Source organism: Streptomyces sparsogenes subsp. cuspidosporus (assembly GCF_039532705.1).
Taxonomy (GTDB): domain Bacteria; phylum Actinomycetota; class Actinomycetes; order Streptomycetales; family Streptomycetaceae; genus Streptomyces; species Streptomyces sparsogenes.
Genome location: NZ_BAAASD010000004.1, coordinates 63,199 through 88,686, shown reverse-complemented (window position 1 = coordinate 88,686; position 25,488 = coordinate 63,199). Strand labels below are relative to the sequence as shown.

The 25,488-nt window shown below is 68.4% G+C and carries 30 protein-coding genes; 18 read left to right on the top strand and 12 right to left on the bottom strand.

Translation table 11 applies throughout. The features are described from left to right. Position 1: 1 nt before the first annotated feature. The 4 genes from cas5e to ABFY07_RS06545 are packed head-to-tail and all read left to right on the top strand — an operon-like array spanning position 2 to position 3,880. The gene (gene cas5e / locus ABFY07_RS06560; RefSeq protein WP_346173515.1) at positions 2 to 835 is read left to right on the top strand and encodes a type I-E CRISPR-associated protein Cas5/CasD; all 834 of its coding nucleotides are present in this window, start codon (positions 2 to 4) and stop codon (positions 833 to 835) included. Beyond that, positions 817 to 1,467 (top strand): type I-E CRISPR-associated protein Cas6/Cse3/CasE, encoded by a 651-nt coding sequence (gene cas6e, locus ABFY07_RS06555; protein WP_346173514.1) that lies wholly within the window; start codon positions 817 to 819, stop codon positions 1,465 to 1,467. Before cas5e ends, cas6e begins: the two co-directional genes overlap by 19 nt. Before the next feature lie 17 nt (positions 1,468 to 1,484). Beyond that, entirely contained in the window at positions 1,485 to 3,110 is a 1,626-nt protein-coding gene (locus tag ABFY07_RS06550) for a Mu transposase C-terminal domain-containing protein (protein ID WP_346173513.1), read from the top strand. Beyond that, positions 3,107 to 3,880, top strand: coding sequence for an AAA family ATPase (locus ABFY07_RS06545; RefSeq protein WP_346173512.1), 774 nt, complete (start codon positions 3,107 to 3,109; stop codon positions 3,878 to 3,880). Before ABFY07_RS06550 ends, ABFY07_RS06545 begins: the two co-directional genes overlap by 4 nt. Before the next feature lie 404 nt (positions 3,881 to 4,284). Here ABFY07_RS06545 and ABFY07_RS06540 read toward each other — a convergent pair. From ABFY07_RS06540 to ABFY07_RS06525, 4 genes are all read right to left on the bottom strand, one after another. Next, positions 4,285 to 5,093, bottom strand: a protein-coding gene (locus tag ABFY07_RS06540; protein ID WP_346173511.1) for an IS5 family transposase whose coding sequence is annotated in 2 segments (ribosomal slippage) — positions 4,285 to 4,754 and positions 4,754 to 5,093 — 810 coding nt in all. Because the reading frame shifts where the segments join, the coding sequence is not laid out codon by codon here. A gap of 110 nt (positions 5,094 to 5,203) precedes the next feature. Continuing rightward, positions 5,204 to 5,809, bottom strand: coding sequence for a hypothetical protein (locus tag ABFY07_RS06535; protein WP_346173510.1), 606 nt, complete (start codon positions 5,807 to 5,809; stop codon positions 5,204 to 5,206). After that, positions 5,806 to 6,024: a hypothetical protein gene (locus ABFY07_RS06530; protein ID WP_346173509.1), complete on the bottom strand. Its 219-nt coding sequence runs from the start codon at positions 6,022 to 6,024 to the stop codon at positions 5,806 to 5,808. The genes ABFY07_RS06535 and ABFY07_RS06530 overlap by 4 nt, the downstream gene beginning before the upstream one ends. Before the next feature lie 378 nt (positions 6,025 to 6,402). Then, positions 6,403 to 7,290: a hypothetical protein gene (locus tag ABFY07_RS06525; protein WP_346173508.1), complete on the bottom strand. Its 888-nt coding sequence runs from the start codon at positions 7,288 to 7,290 to the stop codon at positions 6,403 to 6,405. 344 nt (positions 7,291 to 7,634) lie between these two features. Here ABFY07_RS06525 and ABFY07_RS06520 point away from each other — a divergent pair, with 344 nt between their 5' ends. Together ABFY07_RS06520 and ABFY07_RS06515 are read left to right on the top strand one after the other, a co-directional pair. Continuing rightward, the gene (locus ABFY07_RS06520) at positions 7,635 to 7,922 is read left to right on the top strand and encodes a hypothetical protein (RefSeq protein WP_346173507.1); all 288 of its coding nucleotides are present in this window, start codon (positions 7,635 to 7,637) and stop codon (positions 7,920 to 7,922) included. A 117-nt stretch (positions 7,923 to 8,039) separates the two neighbouring features. Continuing rightward, positions 8,040 to 8,195, top strand: a complete 156-nt coding sequence (locus ABFY07_RS06515; protein WP_346173506.1) for a hypothetical protein — start codon at positions 8,040 to 8,042, stop codon at positions 8,193 to 8,195. 143 nt (positions 8,196 to 8,338) lie between these two features. Here the strand turns inward: ABFY07_RS06515 and ABFY07_RS06510 are convergent, their stop codons facing one another. Then, complete coding sequence (locus ABFY07_RS06510; protein WP_346173505.1) at positions 8,339 to 8,551, bottom strand: hypothetical protein; 213 nt, start codon at positions 8,549 to 8,551, stop codon at positions 8,339 to 8,341. 549 nt (positions 8,552 to 9,100) lie between these two features. On the opposite strand from ABFY07_RS06510, the gene ABFY07_RS06505 reads away from it, so the two are divergent. The 3 genes from ABFY07_RS06505 to ABFY07_RS06495 all read left to right on the top strand — a co-directional run bounded on the left by ABFY07_RS06505 (position 9,101) and on the right by ABFY07_RS06495 (position 12,704). Further along, a complete protein-coding gene (locus ABFY07_RS06505) occupies positions 9,101 to 9,604 on the top strand; it encodes a hypothetical protein (RefSeq protein WP_346173504.1) in 504 nt (167 codons plus the stop codon). 60 nt (positions 9,605 to 9,664) lie between these two features. Then, positions 9,665 to 10,447, top strand: a complete 783-nt coding sequence (locus ABFY07_RS06500) for a hypothetical protein (RefSeq protein ID WP_346173503.1) — start codon at positions 9,665 to 9,667, stop codon at positions 10,445 to 10,447. A 187-nt stretch (positions 10,448 to 10,634) separates the two neighbouring features. Next, positions 10,635 to 12,704, top strand: coding sequence for a Shedu anti-phage system protein SduA domain-containing protein (locus ABFY07_RS06495; RefSeq protein ID WP_346173502.1), 2,070 nt, complete (start codon positions 10,635 to 10,637; stop codon positions 12,702 to 12,704). A 457-nt stretch (positions 12,705 to 13,161) separates the two neighbouring features. On the opposite strand, the gene ABFY07_RS06490 is transcribed toward ABFY07_RS06495, so the two are convergent. Both ABFY07_RS06490 and ABFY07_RS06485 read right to left on the bottom strand, forming a co-directional pair. Beyond that, positions 13,162 to 14,163 (bottom strand): helix-turn-helix domain-containing protein, encoded by a 1,002-nt coding sequence (locus ABFY07_RS06490; protein ID WP_346173501.1) that lies wholly within the window; start codon positions 14,161 to 14,163, stop codon positions 13,162 to 13,164. A gap of 10 nt (positions 14,164 to 14,173) precedes the next feature. Beyond that, positions 14,174 to 14,452 carry a hypothetical protein gene (locus tag ABFY07_RS06485; RefSeq protein WP_346173500.1) on the bottom strand — a complete coding sequence of 93 codons (279 nt, stop codon included), beginning with the start codon at positions 14,450 to 14,452 and terminating at the stop codon, positions 14,174 to 14,176. 648 nt (positions 14,453 to 15,100) lie between these two features. On the opposite strand from ABFY07_RS06485, the gene ABFY07_RS06480 reads away from it, so the two are divergent. Further along, positions 15,101 to 15,244 (top strand): hypothetical protein, encoded by a 144-nt coding sequence (locus tag ABFY07_RS06480; RefSeq protein ID WP_346173499.1) that lies wholly within the window; start codon positions 15,101 to 15,103, stop codon positions 15,242 to 15,244. Between the two features lie 48 nt (positions 15,245 to 15,292). Here ABFY07_RS06480 and ABFY07_RS06475 read toward each other — a convergent pair whose 3' ends face one another. The 3 genes from ABFY07_RS06475 to ABFY07_RS06465 form a co-directional block, all read right to left on the bottom strand. Continuing rightward, positions 15,293 to 15,454 carry a hypothetical protein gene (locus ABFY07_RS06475; protein ID WP_346173498.1) on the bottom strand — a complete coding sequence of 54 codons (162 nt, stop codon included), beginning with the start codon at positions 15,452 to 15,454 and terminating at the stop codon, positions 15,293 to 15,295. A 538-nt stretch (positions 15,455 to 15,992) separates the two neighbouring features. Then, positions 15,993 to 16,283 (bottom strand): hypothetical protein, encoded by a 291-nt coding sequence (locus tag ABFY07_RS06470; protein ID WP_346173497.1) that lies wholly within the window; start codon positions 16,281 to 16,283, stop codon positions 15,993 to 15,995. Then, positions 16,283 to 17,830 (bottom strand): helicase associated domain-containing protein, encoded by a 1,548-nt coding sequence (locus ABFY07_RS06465; RefSeq protein WP_428836864.1) that lies wholly within the window; start codon positions 17,828 to 17,830, stop codon positions 16,283 to 16,285. The genes ABFY07_RS06470 and ABFY07_RS06465 overlap by 1 nt, the downstream gene beginning before the upstream one ends. A gap of 25 nt (positions 17,831 to 17,855) precedes the next feature. Here ABFY07_RS06465 and ABFY07_RS06460 point away from each other — a divergent pair, with 25 nt between their 5' ends. Continuing rightward, positions 17,856 to 18,434, top strand: a complete 579-nt coding sequence (locus tag ABFY07_RS06460) for a DEAD/DEAH box helicase family protein (RefSeq protein WP_346173496.1) — start codon at positions 17,856 to 17,858, stop codon at positions 18,432 to 18,434. 463 nt (positions 18,435 to 18,897) lie between these two features. Here ABFY07_RS06460 and ABFY07_RS06455 read toward each other — a convergent pair whose 3' ends face one another. Next, positions 18,898 to 19,176 carry a hypothetical protein gene (locus tag ABFY07_RS06455; protein WP_346173495.1) on the bottom strand — a complete coding sequence of 93 codons (279 nt, stop codon included), beginning with the start codon at positions 19,174 to 19,176 and terminating at the stop codon, positions 18,898 to 18,900. Positions 19,177 to 19,578: 402 nt separating this feature from the next. Between ABFY07_RS06455 and ABFY07_RS06450 the strand changes: the two genes are divergently transcribed. The 3 genes from ABFY07_RS06450 to ABFY07_RS06440 all read left to right on the top strand — a co-directional run bounded on the left by ABFY07_RS06450 (position 19,579) and on the right by ABFY07_RS06440 (position 22,809). Next, on the top strand, positions 19,579 to 19,962 hold the full coding sequence (locus tag ABFY07_RS06450; RefSeq protein WP_346173494.1) for a hypothetical protein: 384 nt from the start codon (positions 19,579 to 19,581) through the stop codon (positions 19,960 to 19,962). Then, positions 19,929 to 21,194: a hypothetical protein gene (locus ABFY07_RS06445; RefSeq protein ID WP_346173493.1), complete on the top strand. Its 1,266-nt coding sequence runs from the start codon at positions 19,929 to 19,931 to the stop codon at positions 21,192 to 21,194. Before ABFY07_RS06450 ends, ABFY07_RS06445 begins: the two co-directional genes overlap by 34 nt. A gap of 982 nt (positions 21,195 to 22,176) precedes the next feature. Beyond that, complete coding sequence (locus ABFY07_RS06440) at positions 22,177 to 22,809, top strand: TetR/AcrR family transcriptional regulator (RefSeq protein ID WP_346173492.1); 633 nt, start codon at positions 22,177 to 22,179, stop codon at positions 22,807 to 22,809. Positions 22,810 to 22,952: 143 nt separating this feature from the next. Here the strand turns inward: ABFY07_RS06440 and ABFY07_RS06435 are convergent, their stop codons facing one another. Next, positions 22,953 to 23,339 (bottom strand): acyl-CoA-like ligand-binding transcription factor, encoded by a 387-nt coding sequence (locus ABFY07_RS06435; protein WP_346173491.1) that lies wholly within the window; start codon positions 23,337 to 23,339, stop codon positions 22,953 to 22,955. 34 nt (positions 23,340 to 23,373) lie between these two features. Here ABFY07_RS06435 and ABFY07_RS06430 point away from each other — a divergent pair, with 34 nt between their 5' ends. The 4 genes from ABFY07_RS06430 (at position 23,374) to ABFY07_RS06415 (ending at position 25,488) form a co-directional block, all read left to right on the top strand. Next, positions 23,374 to 23,766 carry an RNA polymerase sigma factor gene (locus tag ABFY07_RS06430; protein WP_346173490.1) on the top strand — a complete coding sequence of 131 codons (393 nt, stop codon included), beginning with the start codon at positions 23,374 to 23,376 and terminating at the stop codon, positions 23,764 to 23,766. Further along, positions 23,763 to 24,422 carry a hypothetical protein gene (locus ABFY07_RS06425; RefSeq protein WP_346173489.1) on the top strand — a complete coding sequence of 220 codons (660 nt, stop codon included), beginning with the start codon at positions 23,763 to 23,765 and terminating at the stop codon, positions 24,420 to 24,422. The genes ABFY07_RS06430 and ABFY07_RS06425 overlap by 4 nt, the downstream gene beginning before the upstream one ends. 111 nt (positions 24,423 to 24,533) lie before the next feature. Beyond that, positions 24,534 to 24,707, top strand: coding sequence for a hypothetical protein (locus ABFY07_RS06420; protein WP_346173488.1), 174 nt, complete (start codon positions 24,534 to 24,536; stop codon positions 24,705 to 24,707). Between the two features lie 238 nt (positions 24,708 to 24,945). Then, entirely contained in the window at positions 24,946 to 25,488 is a 543-nt protein-coding gene (locus tag ABFY07_RS06415; RefSeq protein ID WP_346173487.1) for a transposase, read from the top strand.

Sequence of the window (25,488 nt, the reverse complement as noted above, 5' to 3'; positions counted from 1 at the left end):
CATGCCTGCCCAGCCGGCCGACACCACCAGCGCCCCGCCCACCGGGCTGCTCCTGCGCCTGACCGGTGTCCTGAGCGCATACGGCACCGACACCGCCTTCACCCGCCGCGACACCCAGCCGCACCCCACCCGCTCCGCCCTCATCGGCATGTTCGCTGCCGCCGCAGGCCGCCCCCGCCACCAAGCCCTCGATCCCCTCGACCTGCCCGGACACCCCCGCTACACCGACCTGTCCTTCACCATCCGCGTCGACCAGCCCGGCACGCCCTACACCGACTTCCACACCACCGGCAGCGGCCGCCCCCGCCACGAACAACTACGCACCAGCAAAGGAGACCGACGCCCCGAAGGCAAAACCACCCACGTCACCGACCGTCACTACCTCACCGACGCGTGCTTCACCGTCGCCGTCCACGGAGACGCCGCTCTCATCGACTACCTCGCCGACACCCTCGAACACCCCCAGTTCGCCCCCTACCTGGGCCGCCGTGCCTGCGTACCCGACGAACCCCTCGTCCTCACCCCGCCCCTGACCGACCCGCTCACCCACCTGCTCAAGCACGCACCCCTCACCCTGCCCGACCCGCCCGACCCGGATGAAGACCACATCCCAGTCACCTTCTGGTGGGACACCCCACCCCCCAGCCCCACCGCCCACCGAGAACTCACCGACAACCCCGTCGACTTCACCCCCCACCATCGCCGGCACACCGTCCGCTCGCTGTGGTCCACCACCCAGTACCTGCCCGCCGCCCTCTACGTCGGAGCCAACCCCCTGCCCACCCTGGCCGCCTACCGCCACCTCCTGGAGCAGCCATGCCCACCGCCATGCTGACCCGCATCCGCCTCAACCTCGCCCACCCCACGGTCCGACGCGACCTGGCCGACTACACCGCCCTGCACCGCACCGTCATGCGGCTGCTGCCAGACAACCTCGGCCCCCACCCCCGCCGGAGCGCCGGAGTGCTCTTCCGCCTCGAACGCGGCAACCGCCAGCCCCTCCTACTGGTGCAGACCCGCATCCCACCCGACCTCACCGCCCTGCCCCACCACTATGGCCAAGCCGACACCCGCGACCTCACCCCCATGCTCAGCGCCCTCACACCCGGCCGCCCCGTCCGCTACCGCATCACCGCCAACCCCTCCACCCGCAGCCGCCGCCCACCCGGCCCCGGCGACCAAACCCTGCCCAAACACGGCCGCGTCCTCGCCCTCGACGACACCGACGCCCTCGCCTGGTGGCACCGCCGCGCCACCCAGGCCGGCCTGTACCTGCACGCCACCACCAGCGAACCCAAGCCCTTCCGCCGCCCCGACCGCAACCAGCCCGGCCCCGTCCACCGCCTCCTCCAATTCGACGGAACCGCCCTCATCACCGACCCGGCCGCCCTCACCGATGCCCTGCTGACCGGAATCGGCCGCGCCAAATCCTACGGCGCCGGCCTGCTCAGCCTCGCCCCCGCTTGACCCCCACGGAGTCAGCCGTGCCCGCACCACACCGCGACGACACCGAACGCGCCGCCTCCATCACCCACCTCCTCGCCCTCGAAGCCGCCGGCACCCTCACCCCCGAAGACCTGCACACAGTCGCCGACGCCCACGGCCGCACCACCAAGAGCGTGAAACGCTGGATGCAGCGCGCACGAGAAAACGACGGCCACTACCAGCGCAAACAGCGTGACGCCACCGAAGTGACGCCGCGCATGGAGGAGGAACTGATCCGCTGGTGCGGCAACATCGCCGCCGCCCATCGCACCCTGCAAGACGATGGCGCCATGCCGCTGAGCTACTCCGCCTTCCACCGCGCCGTCACCCGCACCTACCCGCCCAGCTTCCTCGCCGGCCTGCGCGACGGCGAAAAGGCCCGCCGACGCTACGACCTGCACGGCTCCCACCGCGACCGCGGCCGCCGCAACGACGCCTGGGAAGCCGACCACAAAGAAGCCGACGTCTGGGTCAACGTCGACGGCACCGCCCGGAAACCCTGGCTGACTCTCCTCGTCAACTGCTCCAACTCCGGCATCTGCGGCTGGGCCGTCACCCCCCACACCCCCAGCAGCCAAGCCATCATCGTCGCCATCCACCACGCTATGCAGCGCGGCGGCCACCACGGGCCCTTCGGCGGCATCCCCAAACTCGTCCGCGTCGACCGCGGAGCCGACTTCCTCAGCAAAGCCGTCGCCCAGACCATGGGAGCCCTCGCCGTACGCCGCGTGGAACTACCGCCCCGCCGCCCCGACCTCAAGCCCTACGTCGAAGCCCTCAATGCGGCCTTCAAGGACATGCTCTTCCGCGGCATGCCCGGCTACACCCACTGCCCCAACCCCGAGCCCGCAGCCAAACCCAAACCGCCGCCCCTCAAAAACCTCCTGACCTTCGAGGAGTTCACCGCCCACATCCGCGACTTCGTCCACCGCTGGAATCACGAGCACCGCATCCGCAGCCTCGGCAACCGCACCCCCCTGCAGGCATGGAAAGCCGACCGCACTGTCATCCACGACCTGCCACCCGGCGCCCTCAACCGCTCCCTTCCTCTGGTCAGCCGCACCTTCACCATCACCGACACCGGCATCGAGTGGAACAGCCGCGACTACCTCGAACCCTGGATGCGCGACCACATCGGCACCCGCGTCCGCCTTCGACACCTGCCCGGCCACTACAACACCGTCGAGGTCTACAACGCCGACACCGACCAGTACTACGGCACCGCCCGCTGGACCAACGCCGCCAGCCCCCACCTGATCAAGCGCGTCAAACAGGCCAACGCAGCCGACGCCGCCCGCCTGAAAAAAGCCCTGGAGAAACGCCCCCGCATCGTCGCCGACCGCTACGCCGCCACCACCACACCGGCCCCGCCCCAACCCCTCACCACCCTCACCACCGAACAAGCGCGCGAGCACCTGCGGCACACCCACGACACCGACCTGCCCGACCCCCAAGCCACAACCGACGAAAACCTCCCCGAACCCACCGGCTCCTGGACCGACACCGGCCGCCGACGACCCCCACCGGACACCGACGACAACCTGCCCGCCCCCACCACCTCCTGGCTCACCCACCCGCCCACCATCCCCAGCCCCGATGCACCAGAACAGGACGGTCACTCGTGAACGCCAGCAGTGACGGCCACTACCTCGACCTGCCCAACGCCCGCCTCGTGCCCACCCGCACCGTGCTGCGCACGCAAAAACAACTCCAGTCCGCCATCAAGCTCCAGGCCATGCTCTGCATCCACGGCGGCGTCGGACTGGGCAAAACCCTCACCGTCCGCACCTGCCTACGCGATCTAGCCCCCGACACCACCCTGTTCTTCCAGTTCCACCGCCACTGCCCGCTCACAGACATCAAGAAAGCCGTCGCCGCCGCTCTCGACATCCCGGACAGCACCCGCGGCCTGAACACACGCATCAGCGAAGCTCTCGCCGAACGGCCCTACGTCCTCGTCTTCGATGAAACGCAAGGACTCACCACCGACGCACTCGAATGGGTGCGCACTTTGTGGGACACCGTCCGTAATCGCCCGACCGTCGTCTTTGTCGGCGCCGAAGACACCCGCCGACACCTCCGACGCCGACCCGCTCTCGCCTCACGCGTAACCCAATGGCCACGCTTCAAGCCCCTGCACCCCGCCGAAGTCGTCGAGCACATGCCCCACTACCACCCGGTGTGGAGCAAGACCAACGACGAAGACCTGCTGTGGCTCGACGACGCAGCCTGCCGCGGCAACTTCCGCGACTGGGCCAAACTCACCAGCGCCATCCAAGAACTCCTCACCGAGCAGGGCCAACCCCTCGACGCCTTCACCCGCACCATCGCACGCGAAGCCCTGACCACATTCGACCCGTCCGACCTCCACCTCCCACCCGATGACGAGCTGTGAGACGGACGGCGCCTCAGACACAGACGACTCCTGTGCCTTTCATCCGGCAGGAGTTGGAATCAGCAGACGGTGATCAAGTGCTCAGCGGGCGCTGCTCCCCACAACCGCGCGGACAGCGACTCCCACTGATTTGTGGCGAGCCATGCCTGAGCCCGATCATCGAGTGCATCGGCCGCGGCTGACCCCCACGCCTCCGGGGAAGGCGAAAGCAATTCGGGGAAGAAAATACACGCACATCATGGGGCGACCCCCAGCAGGTGGGGAAGGCTACGCCGGCATCGACGTCACCGCCACGCCCCTGGGACGACCCCCAGGCGTGTGGGGAAGGCTTCTTGCCGTACACCTGCTCGTTGTCCATGGAGGGGCGACCCCCAGGCGTGTGGGGAAGGCCCTTACTGATCGTTTCAGAATGAGGTTCGCAGGCGGCGGAGGCATATGAGGCTGCAGGCCAGTTCGAGCAGGCCCTGATGGAGATCGGCACGCCGCTCGTAGCGGATGCGGAGTCGCTTGAACTGGTGCAGCCAGGCGAAGGCGCGCTCGACCACCCAGCGGACCTTGCCCAGTCCGGAGCCGTGGGCGATGCCGCGTCGGGCGATCATGGGCTTGATGCCGCGTTTCCACAGCAGGCGGCGGTACTTGTCGAAGTCGTAGCCCCGGTCGGCGTACAGCCGCCGGGGTTTGCGGCGGGGGCGGCCCCGCAGGCCCCGGACCGGCGGAACCGCGTCCAGCAGGGGTATCAGCTGGGTGATGTCGTGTCGGTTGCCGCCGGTGAGCGTGACGGCGAGCGGGATCCCGTGACGGTCGACGATCAGGTGGTGTTTGGAGCCGGGGCGGGCCCGGTCGACGGGCGAGGGGCCGACGTGATCCCCCCTTTGAGGGCCCGGATGTGCGAGCCGTCCACGGCGCTGTCGTCCAGGTCCAACAGGTCGGCGCGGCGCAACTCGCCGAGCAGGGCGGCGTGCAAGCGGGGCCAGACGCCGGCCTCGGTCCAGTCCCGAAGCCGGCGCCAGGCCGTCACGCCGGAGCAGCCCACCGTCTCCGCGGGGACATCACGCCAGGCGACACCGGTCCGCAGCACGTACAGGACGCCGGCGAGCGCCGTTCGGTCCGGAACACGCAACCGCCCCGGATAGCGGTGCCGCCGCTCGGGAGCGGGCGGCAGCAGCGGAGCTACCCGCTCCCACAGGTCGTCAGGAACAAGATCAGCACGCACCCCGGACAGCCTGTCGACCAAGATCGCCAAGCGCAACACCCGCAGCTCAACTCATTCTGAAACGATCAGTTAGTGACCTGAGGGTTCGAAGATCGGCGGGCCATGTTTGCTCACTTTACCGGAGCCGGATGTTTCTGTGAGGGGCGTTGCTGGGCGGGGCGCCCCGGCAGGCTATCTCTGATCCTGGCCTCCGGCCGGGCCGCCGCCGAGACGGCGACCGTTGCTGCTTGGCGCGGCAGGAGCGCGCTTGGGCGAAGCTGCATCCGGGCGTCCGGGGGAATACAGCCGGGCCGCGGCCCGGCGGGAGCTCGGCGCGTACGGCGCGGCCACCCCGCCGTCAGCCACTCGGCCAGTTCGGCGCGCCGGCGCAGCTCGATCTGGAAGTCCATAACGCGCGCCAGCTTCGCGCACATCGCACACAGGTACCGGCCGCGCCGTTCGGCGAGCGGCTGCTGGCAGTTGGCGCCGCGGTCGGTGCACACCCGCACCGTTGCGGTCCGGCGCCGGTCGGCTGCCGCCAGCCCAGCCGTCGCCTTCGTCGGCACCGACTCGGCCACCGCGTACAGCTCGACGTCCATCTCGCGGCCGCGGAAGTCCCGGCCGGCCACCCAGCCGCGCACCGGACCACCCGGCTCACGCGGCAGATTCGCCCGCCCTAACTGCGACTTCGACGCCAGCGAGCACGGCCAGAACATCCAGCGTGTCCACCAGCTCACCCGGTCTCCCGCAAGTGCTCCTTGAACATCGCCCACTGCGCCCGCTTCGCCGCGGCTTCCCGGCCGGAGAGCCCGTCGGTACTCCACTCCGGCTCACGCCCGAGTTTCTTCGCCCGCTCCCGCTCTGTTTTGAACAGCGGCTTGAAGCCCTTGAGAGTGTCCTTCGTGCCGAACGCCACGCGGGCGGTGACGGTGATGGTGCCTGTCTCGGTCATGGCGCTCATCATCCCGTCCTCAGCTTGCAAACCCCGCAGCCGCCAACGGCCGCGCTGACCACGGCGGGAATGCTGGTCACCACGGTCACCGTCGACGGCCGGGCAGCAGGAGTGCTCACGACCGCGAGATCCCTTGCACAACCGGAGACACCCCGGCCCGAGAATGGCTCTGTTCGAGCAGGTCAGGCCCGTGGTGAACGCCCGGATCCCCTCCTATGCCGCCTGCTGAGGAATAGATGGGGGAGCGGGGCGGCTTGCTCGGGAAGGGGGTACCGCTGCGCTCGTCGTCCCGGCCGTGCCTGGCCGGGACGACGGCGCCCGGTCGATCGGCCAGGCGCGTCGGTAGGCGCTTGAGCGCCGCATTCCCCTCTTGCAGCCTCAGTACCGCGTGTGATTCAGCGCGTCGGCAGCCCTGAGGGCTCTGTCCGCAGCTCCGGAAAGGAGCTTCGCGTTGTCCGGGAGGCTCTCAAGGGAGTCGACAGCCTTCATGGTCTTGTCCGCAGCCCGCCAAAGAGCCCGGGCATTATCCGGGAGATTCACGAGAGAGTCGGCAGCGTCGGCGAGGACGTCAGCGCTGTCTGGCAGGTTCCTGAGAGAGTGGGCGGCGCTGGCCAGGATGTTGGCGCTGTCCTCCAGGTTTTTGAGGGTGTCGGCGGCGTTGGCCAGTACGTTGGCACTGTCTTCCAGGTTGGCGAAGGTGCGCGCTGACTTGTGCAGCATGGTGATGCCGTCCTCGGAGATCCCGAAACCGTGAACCCTCGGGTCCGCCAGCTCCTTGACGACGACCTTGAGCAGAGCGGCGAGCTCCGGAGCAATCTTGGCAAACTCGTCCAGCGCAGGCCCGAGGCGGTCGACAACCTCGCTTTGGGCAGTGGAGATCATCTCGCCGAGCTCGGATTTGGTGAGATCGCCCAGCCCCACCAGCGCGTCCAGACCGTCGGCCTCGCGGGCATCCTTCCAGCCCAGCAACACCTTCACCGGGTACCTCTCGCTGTCGGGGCCGTCGACTTCCTCATGGTGGGGATTGCATAACAGGATCAGGTTGTCGAAGCCGTTGCGCTCCTTCACCGACCAGCTCGGATCGAACCGCTTGCCGCCCTCTTCGAAGGCCCGGATGTGAGCGATCTCGACGTTGAGCTTGGGCGCGCCGTTGATCATGCGAATGGTGGGGACGTTGCAGTCGGGCCAATAACAACCGCCGCGGGCCAAAGTCATGAGCGCGGCGATCGTGGCGTTGCTGTAGTAGCGGCGTGGCTTCTTGTCCACTGGGCCCTCCCCTTTGGCGATGGACACTCGCGAGGACCGTAGCGACGCCCACCGACAAGGACCGGCGCCCACCTCGCGCGACGGTTGCCTTCAAGCCACCTCGCTGGGCCGGTGCTGGATCAGCCGCAGCTGACGCCCTGGCCGGGATCCAACCGTGGTCGACCGCGATTCGAGCAGAGCTGGGACGTGCAGAGTCAAACGCCCCAAGCGCCCGTACTTGCCGCAGGAGGCCTTCCATGTGAACCCGCCGCGCCCTGATCGCGCTTGCCGCCACGGCCACAGTCGGCGTCCTGCCCATCGCCGGCACCAGCGTGGCGGAACCGGCGGGACGCGCGGCGGTGACGATGCCGCTGCGCGATGCCGTGGCGAGCCTGCCCGTCGCAGACGAGGACCGCACCGGCTACAACCGCGAACGGTCTTTCGGCACCTGGATCGACGCAGATCGTGATGGCTGCGATACGAGGGCAGAGGGGCTGCTGGAGGAGGCGTTGGAGGTGACGGGCCGGTGCCGACTGACCCCCGGTACGGGCCGCTGGTACTCCTGGTACAACGATCAGTACGTCACCAGCCCCCGTGACCTCGACGTCGACTACGTCGTACCGCTCGCCGAAGCGTGGGACTCGGGCGCTTAGACCTGGCCGCAGGAGCGCCGTGTCACCTACACGAACGACCTCTCCGACCCGCGCCATCTGATGGCGGTCACCAAGCGCTCGAACAGACAGAAGAGCGACCAGGACCCGGCGGAACGGATGCCCGATCCGCGAGTGGGCTGCGACTACACCGAGTACTGGGTCAGGGCCAAGAAGAGCTACGACATGAGCGCCGACCCCGCAAAAAAGCGCAAGCTCACCAAGCTCGCCAGCAGCTGCCCCAACGTCCCACTGACCTACACCGTCGCCAGCTGACCGGAACCAGCCGAGGCCCGCCGCTGGTCGGATTCCCGACCGAGGCTCTGGTCGCACCGGGCTGGGGCGCCGCTGCGCTCGGCAATCTGAGGCCCTACACCCGGTCCCGGCCGGGCGCCCCGTTCTGAGCTCGCGGGAGCAGGTCACCGCTGCCCCCTGGTGAGGCCGGCCAGTCCCACCAGCGCGGCCGCGATGGTGCTGCCGGAGCTGAAGGGAGCGCCGAGCGCGGGGTGCTGGTAGGTGAGGTAGACCGTGGCCACAACGATAAGCAGGACCATCCCCAGGGCGAGTAGCCGCACGTACTGGCGCAGCTCCTGATGCTCGTCGTCGTGGCGGGGGGTCGGGTCAGTGGTCACGGTGGTTGGGTCCTTCAACGTCGAGCACGCGCGGACGGCCCGACGCATGCAGTGGGCGGAGCATGGGCAGGCACCACTCCTTGGAGTCGGAGCCCGGACAGCAGCCACAAGGAGCGCTAAGCCGAGCTCCTCGGCAGTCCTGCCCCCTCACGTCCTGCCGTGCGGCGTCTGGAGCGTTCGAACGCGCCACCGCCAGCGCCGCGGACATCGGGCTGTCGGCCGAGGTGCGCGTCCCGCATCTGCGCCGAGAGACTGCCCCTGGGCTGAGAGGGATCAGACCCAGGTGGTCTCTCGGATGGTGGTTGGTCCGGGCATCACGATGTAGATGCCGGAGCCGGGGACGATTTCGTGGGACCGGGCAAGCAGCCGCTCGACGTCGATTGAAGATGGCCAGAGCGTGCCGTACAGGGTCCAGCGCAGGCCCGTTAGATCGGTGCTGGTCCGGCCCGCTCGGCAGGTGGCCGCGCGCGACAGACGACGGGGAGGGAGCGCAGCTGATAGCGGGGAAGCGTGAGGAGAACCCGGCGGGGTCGTCGAACAACCTGCGCGGTGACGTGCTGCGCGTGCTCGGGGGTGCTGAAGGTCGCGACGGTCGAACAGATCCAGCAGATCTCAGCCCCGCACCTGAGTTACCGGCACACCGGCAAGCCGACCCCGTCGAAGCGGAAGCAGGCCCGCACCGCCTCCCACACCGGGGCGCTGTCCGATCTGCGCAAGCACGGCCTGGCGGAGAACGGCGGACAGCTCCCGGGCGGGGACAGGCTGCGCAACCTGACGCCCATGGGCTTGAAGGCCGCGGCTCGCGAGCTGGGGCGGCCGGTGGGGGAGACGGGCGACCCGGCCCGCGGCGCCGGCCGCACGGGCGCCTCCCACCCGATGACGGTCAACGAAGCCGTGCTCGCCCTGCTGCGCCCGAAGCCGAACCTGTCCCAGCTCGCCAGCGAGCCGGCCGACGTCCTCGCCGCCGCGCAGGCCGCCGTCGACGCGCCCGCCGGGCTGGGCACCATCGCCTCCTACGCGACCGAGGTGGCACTGCCCGCGACCGGCACCTGATCCAACCCCGGCAAGGGCGGCGCCCAGGCGGACATCGTCATCACCGCGCCCCAGGACGGGGTGCCGCTGCTGTTCGTAGAGATCGACAACTGCTTCGAGTCCGCTCAGGTCCTCGCCGCGAAGATCGACAAGTACATGCGGTTCTGCCAGCGGAAAGTGAAGGACGTCGACGGCAAGGAGCGGCCGATGTGGCGCACCCGCTGGTGGGTGCCCGACCGCCGCCACCGCGACCAGCCGCACCCACCGCTGCTGCTCGTCTTCAACGGGATCGGCCCACGCAACCCCAACACCGTCATCACGCAGCTGGCCGAGCTCACCGAGCGGCACTGGAAGGGCACCTGGTACGAGGGAGGCTTCCACATGTACGACGGCAAGCTGCCCATCGTGGTCACCAGCATGAAGCACCTCCAGGTGCACGGCCCGGCCGGGGCGATCTTCCGGCGCTTCGGCCGGCCACAGAACCAGACCCTCCTCGAGGCGATCGGCAACCCGCGCCGCGAAGCCCACGACGCCCGCAAACAGGCCGAGTACGCCGCCCGCCAACGGCAGCACCAGGAGGAACTGCGCCGCATCGCCGCACAGCACAAGGCCGAGCGAGAGGCCCGCCGTCCGGTGTGCGCCGGCTGCGGCACCCGGTTCACCGACGCACGGTGGAAGGCCATCGAGCCCGCCGGGTGGGGCGCCCCACGGGAGACCCACCCGCACTTGTGCGACGGCTGCAAGCAGCGCGCTATCACCGCCGAACGGCAAGCCGCGCAGGCCGGGCCCGAGCGCCAGGAGCACGACCGGGCCGTGCCCGAGCAGAAGGCCGGCGGCACCTGGCTCTCCCGCTTCCGCGGCTGACATCCGGACGGAGACCACGGCCGGGCAGGACGTCCTGCCCGGCCGTGGCGGCTACTCCCAGGGCTTCGGTAGCCCGTGGCGCCTCGTGTCGGCGGTCCCGCTACGGCAATCTGCCTGACATCTCGTCTGGGAGGAAAAAATCTCGATCTGCCGGTACCCGGCCGCCCTGCCCTCCATCCTGAGACACATGACGTCCAGCGACCCTGCCCCGGCACACCCGCAGCCATCGATCACATCGGTGACGCGGCACGACATCTTCAACTACCTGCGCGAAATATCGAGCCCCTGGTGGGGGAAACTGGACGAGGTCACGTTCCTGGAGGACCTCTACGACCTGGACCAACCTACGGCCGATAACAGCCGGCTCCCGACTGTCCGCGCTGACATCCAGCAGCACCGGATTAACAACTACGACCTGCCCGACGACTGGATCTTCGAGGACCCCCGGTTGGGGCTCTCCGACGGACCGGACGAGGTGCTGCTCGCCTTCCTGGCGCGAACCGTCCATCCCGAGGTCGCGGCTGGTGTCGAGGAGGCGACGAAGCAGGTTGAGGAGCTGAACCGGCTGCTGGCACCGGACGGGTGGGGTCTGCGTCCATACGAGTTCCTCTCGGGCCGCCCTGTCTACACGCCGGTCCGGCTTCCGCTCACGGGACCGCTGGTTCCGCTGCCGCTGAATGACGACGACACGAGCAAGCTCGATCTGGTCCTCGGGCAGACTTACAGCCTCCTCGACTGTGCCGGTGAGGAGACCGCATGTGACCTGTTGCGCACGGCTGTCCTGACCCTGCGCCGCGACGGCGGCTTCTTCCACCCCATGCCTGGTGACGGTTGGACAGCGGACACCTACGAGGCGGTCCTGACCGTGGAGCGCGAACTCCAGCCCACCTGCACCCCGCAGATGAAGGAGGTGATCTGGCGGATATTGGAGCCCCTCCTCAGCCAGCTCGGACGCACCGACGTCCAGAACCTCGTGGTCGAAGGCGATACCCGGCCGCTGCCCAACATCTCCCCGGACTGGCGGACCGAGGCTGCGGCCCCCGCTACCTCCATCGTTCGCGGTCTCCGCCTCCCCTTCTCCACTACCGAGTTCGACGTCACCCGCAGGGACTTCGCCGATCTGGAAATCCGTGCCTCGCAGGACAGCAGCGGGTTCCACTACCTCTACGACACCCGCGCACGCCGGATGATCACCGACTTCGTCCTCGACGACCGCCCTCGGGTGGCCACCCTGTGCAATGTCACCATCATCAAGAAGGGTGACACCTTCACGCCGAGGATCAAGCTGTGGAAGAAGGACAAGAGGAAGGCAGGGGAGGTTTCCGCCACGCATTCGGTGCCCGATACCGGGGCCACCCGGGCTGTCAAGGCGCTCGTCGATACCGGGGATGTCCACGAGAACTTCTGGAAGGTCATCAACTTCCTCCAGGGATGCGCGGGGCTCAGCACGCCAGGTGACTCCCTCCAGCTCGTGGCCAGGGACGAGGGCCAACTGACCCACCTGCTGACCGGCCAGGACCGGACGATGGTTCTCAGTGCGGTCAGGACCGCGATCGGCGGTGGGCTCACCGAAGAGGACATCCGCCTGATCAGCAACCGCAGAGAGCAGCTCCAGAGGTTCGAGCGGCTGCTGACCGATCCGGACTACTTCCAGCAGGAGGAGAGCCGGGCAACAACGCGCGGGGCTGAAGCGGTCTGGCAGGCCTTCTTCGAGGCGAACCAGTGGATCTTCGGCTACGGACTCAACCTCATCGCCTGCGAATCCATCGACGACGGCAAGCTGGAACGCATCACCACCGGTGCGAACATCTTCGGCGGAGCCGGGAAACGCATCGACGCCATCATGCGTTCCAAGGGCCTGATCAGCAGCATGCTCTTCTGTGAAATCAAGACCCACGACACGGAGCTGCTCGCCAAGACCCCGTACCGCGCTGGCGTCTACCAGGCCTCAAAAGAACTGGGCGGCGGCGTGGCGCAGGTGCAGAAGACCGCCAGCAAGGCCCAACAGCTCATCTCCCGCGAGTTCCTCACCCGCATCTACGACGACGACGGCACCCCGACCGGTGTCGAAATGTCCACTACTCGGCCCCGTCAGGTCGTGGTGATCGGCAGTCTGCGCGAGTTCACTCACAACGGCGCCGTCAACCCGGAGAAGATCAACTCTTTCGAGCTGTACCGGACATCGATCCAGGACGTCGAAATCATCACGTTCGACGAGCTTTACCAGCGAGCGTGCTTCATCGTCGAAGATCGCTAGGCCGCCCATCCGTCGGCCTCGGCAGCCTCGCGTGACCTGGGCTGTCAGTGGCGGCTGCCAGGCTGAACGGATGGACCGTCATTACGAGCAGCTGCTACGCCGCCGGGTCCATGGCGCCGACCACAACGAGCCCGGCCCGCGCTACGCCGAACTGGTCGGCAGCCCGCTGGACGGCCTGCTGCTCGGCATCCGGCTGAACGCAGGACGAGGCCGACACCGGTGTCGCGCTCTCCTCCGAGCCGGTTGGCCGTGCTGCTCGGAGGTGGAGGTGTGCATGCCAGGCCCGGCCTGCACGGGGTGGCGGCGCTGGGCTGACAGGGTCGGTCCGCCGACCGACTCGCCCGGTGGACGCGCACCGGCGGTGTGGTGGGCCGCTACCGGTGCGTTCCGGGGGGTGGAGTCCACCGCGCGAGCCAGCACCTTCTGGGGGCGGCGCTCGTTGCGCCGCCCCCTTTCCTTACCCCACGAGGGTCCTGTCCACGACGATCCTGCGCCTGCTGTGCTCCCCATAGTCGTGGGTCACCCTGCGCGTTGCGGCTCGGTCGAGGGGTTTCCGAGGCGGTTCAAGCCCTGGCAGCGAGCCGCGCGCTGCGCCATCCAGAAGCGCAAGGAGAGACATCGTCTTTCCAGCGCCCGTAGAAAGGTGGAGCGTGGCAGTGTCGACTCGCTTGTCGGACCGTACGGATGGGGCGCCTGCAGTGGCCTCGTAATCGCTGAGCTGCTGGATGATCTCGGCCACGAGGCCTAGCTCCTCACGCGACTGCTCGGGAGTTTCGGCCCCCTCGGCGTAGAGGTCGAGGAAAATCCGCCGCTCATCGGTCTGCCAGAGGAATTGCAGGGCGGCGGCGACGGCCTTCTCACTCGGCCTGCCGCAGATCTTGAACCAGGCACGGAACCAAGGTCCGAGCGCGGTGCCGCTGATGTCGCAGGCGTGGAGGAAGGTCGCGAACTGCCGGAAGTCGCGGGGGACGGAGCGCCCCTTGCAGATGGCGTGGGCCGTGCTGTGGGGGAGCTGGCCACCAGAGCGGGCTTCCATCTTCCGCGACGGGAGACGGCCCGCACGAGCCCAGGCGTCGCGCAGCGCACCGCTGAGGTCGGCGATGTCCCGCACATACTCGGGCTTGGGCCGGACGGTTGAAGCCCGAGCCTCAATGCGATTCCTGTGGACAGCTTCGCGCGCCTCCTCGTACAGGTTCGTTGCCTGCATGTGCGCCCGCCATTGTGCTGTCCCTGCCCGCTCCAAGTAGTTGTTGCAACCCCTCGCGTACGAGAGCACGAGCTTGTAGGAAGGCAGTGACACACCACTGGCGGCGCGCTTGAGCTGCGCGGAGGAGTAGTGGGTGCGCTCCGCCAGCTGCCGGTACGTCAGGCACGCATCTCGACGCATCGCGCGCAGGTGCTCAGCGAGCGCGCCCAGGGCAGGCACAGTGTGGTCGACGGGCTTCTCCGGACGTCCCATGGCGCGCCCCTCAGTTGCCTGAACCGGACGTGAGGGCGGCGCTGATTAGACGTCGCAGCAGGCTGTGACCCCTGCGGCGGCTGTTGAAACCAGCGGCAAGCAGGACGGCCACGCTCGTGCCGCCGGCGACGGACAGAAGTACCACGATGTCCCGGACTGTGATCGCGGTGACGAGCCGCAGAACGACGGCGGCGGAGAGGAAGCCCAGGATCACCAGCGCCTGCGGCATGCCGAACGCCGACGCGCTGCCGTTCGAGTCGCCGTCTTGGACAGTCTTGTGCAAGGTCATAACAACCCCCATGCATGTGTGTGAGGGGCGGCGGCCGTGAACGCACCGCCGCCCCAGCTGTTGGCGTCTTCGAATCCGAGAGACCGCGGGACGGCTTGGCGGTGCCGCCCCGGATGCGATCGGGGGATCCGGGAGGTCCTTGCAGTCACGGGCCGCTGGCGTACAGTCCGTTGTAGTTGACGTGGGGACCGCCAGCACCAACGGTCCCAGAACCGGGCACATCTCCGCTAATGGCCTAGTAGTTGGCTCATCCGCCGTCTAGGGATAGGATCGCTATCCCCTGTGGAGCCGTCTACCTGCGGCGATGTGATCGCGTTTCGGGTTGGCTCATCAGTCGTCCCGCTTGGAATGGCTGCCATTCACGGGGATCGCGTCCACAGTGGAGGCACTGCGCAAGTAACGGATTTCCGTTAATCCTGCTACGCAGCCCCCGCATTGCTGTTGGCGCTTCAATCTGGGGAACGCACAGGGTCGCGATTGGCGCGCGACTCACACAGAACGGGCTGGTGACCTGCCGCTTGGCCGCGGCGGGGTCACCAGCCCGAGTCGTACGCAGCTGCTCTCGTACTTGATTCCGCCAGCCACTGGTGGTGTTACCTGCTGCGTCCTCGGCGTTGCCCGACGCCGTCTACACCTTCGAGTGACCGTGTGCTGCCGCCCCTTCCGCCGCGCGACCACGACTTGGTCGTGTTCCTTGAGGGTGCTGGCGTCGCGGAGCCCGAGGCCATCCTGGACGACCCGCAGTGGGTGGAGTGGCGCGGCGGCCCTGCCCACGAGTTCAGCGCCGCCTGACGTCTGTGCTGCGGGGTCGGGCAGGAGGGTCCTGCCCGACCCCGCAGATCAGTCGATCAGGTTGTGCAGTCCTACCGTGCAGCCCCCGGCCGCGATGACACCGGCGAGGACGGCCTTGGGGTAGGACTTTTCGGCGAAGAAGGTCAGCACGCCGACGCCGATGCCGCTGACGACGGCTATGAAGAGGATCAGAGCTGTGCGCTGTGACAAGAGCGCCAGCTTCCCGGCGGGGGCGGGTTCGGGCGTGCTGGGTGGATCAGGGTGTGTGGACGTGGGGGAGTGCTGGTCCCGAGCCATCGGGATTCTCCTAGAAGGCGGAGGAGCAGAAACGGCGGACACCTGCGTGGTGTCGTCCGCGGGGGTGTGCGCCTCGCGGTCGGCGGGCCTGCTGCGGCTCTCTGCGTGAGAGCGTCCCTGTGGGGTCTCGGCCCTGGCCCAGGGTGGCGTGTTCAGCGTAGCGGCGATCGGCGCGGGTGTTGCCTCGGGTGTCTGGCGGCTGGTCATCGGTACTGCGTTCGGCGTGAGTTCGACATTGCGGGCGGGACAGTGGCAGGGCTCGGGTGCTTGCGTCTCGTCCTGCCGGGCACGGCTCTTTCACCCCGTAGGGCTGGAAGCCGGGACCCGGACAGCAGCGGCCGGGAGGGAAGGTTCCGGGGCACGACGAAGGCCCGGACGCGTGGTCCGGGCCTCTCCTGTCGAAGGTCCTCTCGCGGGTCGAATGCCGGTAAGGGAGTCGGCAACCTTCCGTCTACTCGTGCTCTCGCCTGGAGCGGTTGGCGACCCAGTCCGGATCGCGTACGGGCGCCAGCCCCCGCGCCTCGGTGGCCGGGGCGCGCATCACACGCCAGCTGGTGCGCGGCGCGGTGACGGCGTGGGCCAGGACGACGACGGCCTGCCGCCCGGCGCCGCCCCGCACCCACGCCCCAGTGAAGCGGACCTGATCGGCCGCCCAGTCGCCCAGGCGCCGCCACGGACGCAGCCGCCCGAGCAGATAGCCCGCCGCGAGCGCGACGACGGCCGCAGTGACGACGACGCCCATCACGACCACCGCATCCCGATCGCGGACAGCTGCTCCACCCGTTCCGGGGACAGCGTCGCGGCCCTGCTGCGCTGGTTCCCGATCCACGCCCCGAGCCGGAGCTCGCGCTGCTCCTGGTCCTCGCCGACGACGATCCGTTCGATGTGCTTCCTCGGCACCCGCAGGTGCCCCTCGCGCTCGTAGAACTGCCGGGCGGCCTCGTAGTTCAGTGCCCACTTGTCGGCCTGCGTACGGCGCGGCCGTGGCTTCTCGTCCTCGGTTGCGGGCTCGATCCCGAGGACGTGCTCGCACATCCACTTCTGGACGGTGGTGAGGTTGTCCCAGCCGAGCCGCTGCGCCCGCACCCACCGTCCGAGATCCTCGCCCTGGTGCACGACGTCGCCGGGCTCGGTCGGCAGCGGGTGGCCGGCCTCCAGGTGGAGCCGGACGAGGTGGAAGCAGCGCTGCCACTGCACCGGCCAGCTCGGGCACCAGGACGGGTCGATGTCCTCCAGCTGCTCGCGCCGCTCGTCCGACAGCACCCCGGCCGACGACTGAACCGGCAGCCCCTGGGCACGCCGCTGCTCGATCTCGGCCGCCTTGCGGGCGGCGGCCCGCGCGTTCTTCAGCCAGATGCCCACCCGGTAGCCCTGGAAGGTGGCGTCCAGCGGGGCCAGGAGGTGGCCCGCCTCGGCCGCCCACCCGCGCGCGGCCGCGAGACCTTCTTCCCACGCGACGTCGAAGTGCGACCACACCATGCCCAGCTTCTCCAGCTGCTCGATGCGGTCCTCGTCCATGTTGCCGCGGGCGTAGAACCGCCTGGCGTCGGCGATCCACTGCCCGAGGGGGAACGCGGCGAGCGCGGCCGGCCACCCCTCGGCTTCCGCCTCCTGGTCGTCACGGCCGGGGACGCGGTACGTGAACGGGACCTTCAGGTCGTCGTGCTCGCGGGCGTAGATGACGGAGGCCTCGATGCCGCGCCGCCAGTGCTCGTGCTCGGGGTTGAGGACTCGCAGGTTGATGAACGCGGCCAGCTGCGCAGGGTCGCGCGGTGTGCTGAACTTCAGCAGCTTCCGGGCCGGGGACGATGGCCCGCTGGACCCGTTCCCCTCGCCTCGGCTCTCCTGGCCCTGCGCGGCCTTCTGGACGCTGGGGGCCTGCTGCTGCGCCAACTGCTCCACCACCCGGGCGTCGTGCGCCCTGAGCGCTTCCAGCAGCTTCGCCAGCCCGCCGAAGGCCCGGGACGTGAGCATGTTGTCCGCCGTCTCGCCGGGCCCGAGCAGGACCGGCACCACGAGCGAGGCGACCTTGCCCTCGCCCGGCTGCATCCGCAGCGCGCGGCCCACGGCCTGGACGAGGTCGGGCATGGAACCTCGCACGTCAGCCCAGTAGACAGAGTCACATTCCCGGGTATCTACGCCTTCCCCGAGCACCTTCACCGAGCCCAGGAAGCCCTTCTCCACGACCGTGCCGTCCGTGGCGATCCCGTCCGCGAACTCTCCGAGGACCCGCCGCCGATGGTTGGGCTTGTGGTCGCCACACAGCCAGTCCGCCCTGCTGACTCTCACGGTCCTGTCTTGTGAGGTCCTCAGTATGTCTGTCGTCGAACTGCCGCGGTCCGGCCGTTCAGAGAAGGCGCGGCTCTTCTCCGACCAGGCGCAGGCCGTCGAGCGGCTGGCACGACACCTTCGCCCACCAGGCACACGGGGCCTGTACGTGTCAGCGACGGGCACCGGCAAAACGCTGGTGTCGATCCGGGTGGCGGACACACTCGGCGCGCAGCTGGTGCTGTTCGTGGTGCCCACCCTCGACCTGGCGGCCCAGACCGCGCTGGCATGGCGCCGTGACGGCCACAGCGAGCACATGGTGATCGTCTCCTCTCTGGACACAAGCGGCCGGGACGCCCTGGTCGCCGCCCGCGTCATGTCGACCACTAACCCGCACGCGCTGGGCGCCCTGATGTCGGTGGTGGGGGAGGGGACGGACCAGATCCCGGCACTGACGGTGATCTGCACCTACGACTCCCTGAACAAGATCGAGGAAACCCAGAACACGAAGTACACCGTGCCGCCGTTCGACCTGGCGGTCATGGACGAGGCGCACCGGATCGCGGGACGGGCCGACAAAAAGTGGGCCATCATCAACTGTGAGGTCTCGCCGTTCTTGCGGTGAACTGCATGCCGTTCTCGCAGGTGGGGTTGCGACGGATTCTGGACCCTGCACGGCCGTTTGACCTGCGAGCCTTCAGGTTGGGTGAGACTGCAGTAGATGGGGTGAGAACGCCTACTGTGGCGGCGTTAGGGGAGGGCGCCGGAACCTGATCATGGTCGCAGCTCGGAGAACGCTTCTTCCTAGACGTCCTTGATGGCCGTAGTGATGAGCTCGCGGAGCAGTCGCACGCCGCCACTTCCTGATCTTGCTTAGGAATCGGTGGTTTTTGACGTCGAACAAACTCCAGCTGGCACCGATCTACAGCGGCCGTGGAAGGCGCGCCACGATGGTGGCCGTGGCCGGGCGGCCCACAGCAACCACGACCAGGAGCAACCACGACGGCGCTCCCCGTCGGCCCCCAATACATACCAATCGAGCGAGCGGCAGCGAGCGAAGGCGATAGCTTGGCGCCCCGTGCGCCACATCAGCACGGGCTGGCCTGCAGGTTCTGACAATGGCGGGTCAGGGGCACCCACCGGCTGACAGTCGACATACGGCCCTGTTTGAACCCAGGGTCGAGGAACAACCACACCGGATCGTGCGGCAACGGCAGCCGCTCCAGCGTTTCGGCCTCGCCAGGGTCAGCGAGTGGCCGGCGGGTCACCAGCTGCGGCTCGGCGTCCGGGTTGTCGGGCATCCATGTGGGGCCGTCGTACTCGGCGCGGGCCAGGGTGGTGCCCTCGGCGTCGAGCAGGTGCAACACGTTGGCCGCGCCGAGATCCTGCTAGTCGTAGCGGTGTCGAGCGGTGGCGCGGAAGCGCGCGCTGTCGGGGCCGCCGGTCGTCCTCGTACTCGCGCCAGGGCCGGGAGATCTGGTCGGTCTCGCGTAGGTACAGCGGGTCGTCGCTGGCGGGGTCGCCGTGGTAGCGGACCACGGTGGCCGCGGGTTGACGAGTTCGCTCTCCCACGCGTCGCGGCGGGCGCGTTGCAAGGGGTGCCGCTGGCCGCAGACCCGCCCCCTCACGTCGGTCCCAGCAGACAGGGGCACCAGACGGCCGGGGCGGCAGGGAATGCGCTGAAGATCCTAAACTAAAAACAGGGTGATTAGGCCATAGCGCCACATTATTGTGGTTGGGTGCCAGGAACGGAGGGGGGCTGGGGACAAGTGGAGCAGCAGGGCCGTGCCGAGGTGATCGCGGCCATCTCGGAGATGGCCGTGCTGCGTGCGCTTCAGCTCGCCGGGAACCGGATCCTGGGCAAGCATGACCGCTCTGTGCGCGGGCCGATGAGATCCGTTGCCACCTGGTCGATTCATGTGCACCTGCGCGTAGAGGAGCACGAACTCGATTCCCTCCTCGAAGATGCCTGGCAGATTCCGGTCGCCGTCGGCCTGCCGGGCGACCTCCTCAACCTACTGGACCGACACGTCCGCACCCTGCTGGCAGCCGGCATCGAGTTCCGCCGTGATGACCTCGCGCTGACACTGTCCCGGCTCCCCGGACAGCCTGCTCTGCCGTGGGAATCCCCCAGCTCATCCGGGAAGCCGTAGTGCCGTCCAACAGCAGCGAGAGCGAACTCGATGCCGCGCGCATCGTGCAGTACGTGACCGGCCGGAGGCTTGAGCCGTACGACAGATGTCCCGAATGCGGCGACTACCACGACACAAGCGCTCCTTCCAACGGCCGCTACGACTTTCACCAGGGGGAGAGCGGTGCTCTGGAGATCACGCGAGCGACCAGCAGAGCCGCTGAGCGAAATGAGCGGAGCTGGAATCCTTACCTCACACCTCATCCGGCTCCGGCACTGCGTGCCCGCTGGCACCTCATGGTCGACAGCACTGCAAGAGCCAACGCACCCCGCAGCAAGAAGGCGGGCCGGGAGTCCGGGGAATTCCTCGAGCAAGTCGGCCCTGCTCTGGCAGAGCTGGAACGGCGTGGCGTATCGCATGCCTGGGTAGAGAGCGCCTGCCCCTCCAGCCCTTGGCATAGCCCTGACTGCCCGTACGGAGCACTCGCACGGGCCGGAGCCAGGACCGCCTTCGCCGAGCCGATCAGAGGTGGAGCGGGCTCCATCTGCGTCAGTGTGCTCTTCGGATACGACGATATGCCTGCGTTCGATGGAGAGGACGAAAGGAAGAAGGAGGCCAGGCGGCAGAAAAAACAACAGGCCCAGGCAGGCAAGAAACCCGTTCCTGCTGCCAAACCTGACGCGTCACGCCTGGGACTGGTGCACTGGTCGTTCAACCCCGCCTTCGTCGCTCGACTGGAGTCGCGGCGGGATGACGACATACACCAAGAAGCCGAGCGCATGCGGACCCTCTTCGGTGACCGACTGCCTGCATCTGAGATTCTCGAACGGGCACGTGAGGTTGTCGACGAAATGATCAGGCTCGCCAAGACTATGACCTGGCGCGAACGGCTCCCGCCGCAGCCGGGATCACGAATGGTAGATGCAGGCACGGAACTAGTCGATCTCCTGGAGGCTGAATTCTCGCTGTACCCCGACTTGGCGGCCAAATTGCGACGAGCGCACCCGCACCGAACTCGACGTGAGGTCTTCTTCTGGCTGACCTGGACCCGGTCATCGGCCTGGCACCGCCTCACCCGCCATGCTGCCATTCCTGCCCGTGCACCAGAGCTGCCTGATGGGGTGACCGGCATCTGGGTCGGCTGCCTGACGGACCACACAGAGATCCTGTATGGGGACACAACGGGATGGATCCGCCACAGCCTGACCGGATTCTTACCCGCATCCATCTGTCGAAGGGGGAACAGCCTCTGACCGGAAGTGGGCGTCTCTATGTCAGCGACCACGTAATTCCCCACGAACCTCACTTCCGTGTCGGCGTAATTCCCCACCCCCGCGGTCACGAGTCCCCATGGGGACGGTGACCGTGGCCGGTGCGGTCGACTCTGCTCGAACTCGCGTACATTTCCCTGTTTCGGGTTGTTTGAGAGCTGATTAGCCATTCCCTGCGAATCGGTCTGGTTTCCCATGGGCATGCCGGTGCCGGGTTGAGGGTCCTGACCACCTCGGAGCCGCAGGCGTCCCTCGACCTGCGAGCCGAGAGGTCGACGGACGCACCGGATGGCAAGGAGAACATTCACCGTGGTCGACATCGTCGAGATCTACGTCCACTGGTACGCGGGCCGCTCGAAGAGCCAGGTGGCCACTTCGCTGGGGGTGGACCGCAAAACGATCAGGAAGTACCTGGCGCCGGCAGAGGCGGCCGGGATGACGCCAGGCGGGCCGCCCATGAGCGAGACAGACTGGGCCAAGCTGATCAAGAGCTGGTTCCCGGACCTGGTCAGTCGACGACTGAACCAGCTGACCTGGCCCGAGATCGAGCAGCATCGCGACTACATCAAGCAGCTGCTGGGGACCACCACGGTCACCACGATCCACCAACGGCTGCGGGATGAACAGAAACTGAAGGCATCGCTCACGTCGCTGCGGCGGTGGGTGCACGAGAACCTCCCCGACGAGGCGGCCCGGTCGAGGGTGACGGTGCTACGCGACGACATCGAGCCTGGCTCGGAGGCCCAGATCGACTACGGCTTCCTGGGACAGTGGGTCAACCCATACACCGGCAAACGACACCGGATCTGGGCGTTCGTGATGGTGCTGCCCTGTTCGCGGCACATGTTCGTACGTCCCGTGACGCACATGGACCAGCACGCGTGGACCCTGGCCCATGTGGACGCGTTCCAGTTCTTCGGCGGTGTGCCCCGCCGTTCCCGGCCTGCCTCGGTAAACTGCGGGAATGGCAAGGACGGAGCGGGGGCGCGGGCGCGAGAGCTATCACCACGGCGACCTCGCCACCGCACTGGTCCGCGCCACCCTGGAGATCGTCGACGAGGTGGGGGTGCGCCGCTTCTCCGTCATCGAGGCCGCGCGCCGCACCGGTGTCAGCCCGGGAGCCCCCTACCGCCACTTCGCCGACCGGGACGCTCTGCTGGTCGCCGCCTCCCTCGACGTCCTGAACAGGATGAAGGAGCTCTTCCTGGAGGTGCTCGGCGCCGCGACGACGCCGACGGAGCGGCTGGCCGCGGTCGTGGCCGCTTACGTCCGCGTCGCCGCCGACCTCCGTGGCGGGTACGAACTGCTGACCGCTCCCTCCCTGCTGGAGGCCAACCCCGAGCTGCGTGAGGGCAACCGCGCGCTGGCGGACCTGCTGCTGCCGTCCGCGCTGGAGCTGGCTCCCGACGCGGAGTCCGCCCACGCCCTGCTGGACGCGATCTGCTCGCTCATGCGCGGGTATGCGGCACGGCTGATCGACGGGGAGTTCGGCACGTCGGAGCAGGCCGTGGAGGAGATCGCCGCCCGCGCGACGACGGCGACCCGCGCTCTGGTGGCGGGTCACCGGGGCGAAACAGCCGGGCTCACGGGGCAATGAGCCGGGCCGGTGATGAGGCTTCGCCCCTTGACGAGCCTCATCACCGGCCGATGCGGAACTGGCCCACAGGACGCAGCCGGCTTTTCGGATGCCTGGACGGGGGGAGCGAGCGGACGACAAGTCGCTCGCACACCGCGCGGGAGTTACTCGGCCAGCCGCTGATCAACGGTTCGCAGCGCCGCGCGCACCTCGTCGATCAGCTCGGCCCCGTCGTGGGTCTCCGAAGTGGTGCGGAAGGCGTACCGCTCCACGGCCACTCGCAGCGCGGCAGCGACCAGGGCCGCCTGCACATGGACGGAAGGCGCCTCGGGGGACTGTCCGGCGCGGCGCGCGATCTCCGCGGCGAAGACAGGCTCGGAGTCGGCGTGCACCTCCAACCAGACCCCGGGCAGGGCGGGTTCGGTCCGGGTGAGCCGGGCCAGGGTGAGCAGCATGGGCATGTCGGAGGTGACCGCGCGGCAGTGCCGGTCAAAGCCGTCGAGCAGGGCGGCCATGCCCGCGTCGGCGTCCCCGGCCGCCGAAGAGGTCATACACGAGGTGTTCCTGGAGATTCACGCTGGCTGGATGGAACTGCTGAGCGCGGGCAACCTCGAACAGGGCGCGTGGGCGATCGTGCGGCGGGCCGTGCACGATCGCCTGGAGCTGGAGGGGCGGGCGCCGGCGTTCGTCATCAACGGCCCCATCACCCAGGCTCTGGCCGCCACCCGGGACAAGCTGCAGAAGATGGAGTCCACCAGCGGCCTGTACGAGGCCATCGCGGAGCTGCCGAACCGCCAGTTCGAAGTGATCGTGCTGCGCTACCTGCTGGGCTACCCCACCGCCAAGGTCGCCTGGTTCGTGGGCATCGACGAGTGCACCGTCGGCCACCACCTGCGGCGCGGCAAGGAGCGCCTGCGGATCAAGCTGGGCCTGCCCGACGACCGCAAGAAGCCGAAGAAGAAGGGAGAAGGAACATGACAGCCACCATCGACACCCTGCTCGCCGACGCCCAGATCCCCCTCTCCACTCCGCGGCGCTTCGACGTCGCCGCCGCGCTGCGCCGTCTTGCCGCGGACGCCTCCCGACGCACCCCCACCGTCGAGATGCCCCGCGCGGCGCAGACCGGGCAGCGCCTGGGCGTCGTGTGCCGGTGGGTACTGAACGAGCCCGACGCCGCCGAACACGTTGACAAGATCGCCAAAGGGCCGGACCGCAGGCCACTGACCGAGGAAGAGATGCACGTCGACGGCGCCCTGGTCTTCGCCTGCCTGCTGTATCTGACCGGGCACCCGGAGTCCACGCAGTTCTGGTGGCAGCTCGCCGCCGGCGCGGGCAGCCGCGCCGCCGCCTACTGCCTGCACCTGCACCACCCGGCCGTGGGCGAATCACGGCGGGCGTGGCACTGGTTCCACCAGCTCACCCACTCTATGGCCGACACCGCCCCGCCGGACGCCGCGTTCCTGGTCTTCGCCCGGTACGTGCGCACCAACGGCTCCCGCGTGATCGCCCCCACCGACCGGCTGGAAAGCGAAGTCGACCGGCTCGCCGCGCGCACACCGGGCTCCTCCGTCATCGTCGCCCGGCCCGACAGCCAACTGGTCGCCCGCCTGCAGGAGTTCGCCGCAGACCGCTGACACAGCACCCGCCGCACGCAACGCAGAAGGGAGCCGTGTCCAGCCACCGGTTCCAAGGCCACCGGCCGGACAGGCTCCCCATCGCGACGCCATCAGAAGGAGACGTCCTCCATGCACCCTAGCCGTCGACCATCGCACAGGGGCCCGAAACGCCTCGCCGACTGCCGCACGAAGCCCTCCCGTCGCAGGAGCACCGCCCTCAGCCAGATCCTGCACGGCGCCTGCTACGCCATCGGCACCGGCGCGATCGGGCTCGCATTCCTGTGGGCCGAACGCCTCTGGTGACCGGGAACGTCGCAGCAAGCTCCGAATTGAGTCCTGCCTCACTGGAACCCGAAGCGCTGACACGGCCCACCAGTGACTCGATGGCAGACCGAGTATGAGCAGGTAAACTCTCCCAGCCCACGCGTCCCATATCAGGGATATCCTCTTGCACCGCCTTCGAGGGCCCGGTAACGGCACCTACCGGCCCGTAGCACGTACTGCTCCGTCCGTCCGGTTCGCGAACTGGATCTCTCTCGCGGTGCGGAAGAAGCCACACATCGACCAGCGGTACGCCGAGGGGCAGACCAACGCACGCCGCCTCTTCGAGGAGATCCGGCAGCGCGGATACCCCGGTCAAGAGCAGGTCGTCCGCAAGTACGTCCACCAGCTCCGCATCGCGTTCCCGCGCCAGGACCCGCCCCGCCGCAAGCCCTCGGTCAGGGACGTGACCAGCTGGATCACCCGTCACCCCGACCGCCTCGATGACGACGACGCGCAGCGCCTCAAGGACATCCTGGCTCGCTGCCCGGCCCTCGCATGTGCTGCCGAACACGTCAGGAACTTCGCTGAGTTGATGAACCACCGTCGCGGCCGCCACCTCAAGACCTGGATCGCTGCCGTCCAGGCCGATCCCGTTCCGGCGTTGCACACCTTCGCGAACGGCCTGCTCACCGACCTGGACGCGATCGTTGCCGGGCTCAGCCTGCCCTACAGCTCCGGCGTCGTCGAAGGCCACAACAACAAGATGATCAAGCGCCAGATGTTCGGCCGCGCCAACTTCGACCTCCTTCGCATTCTCTGA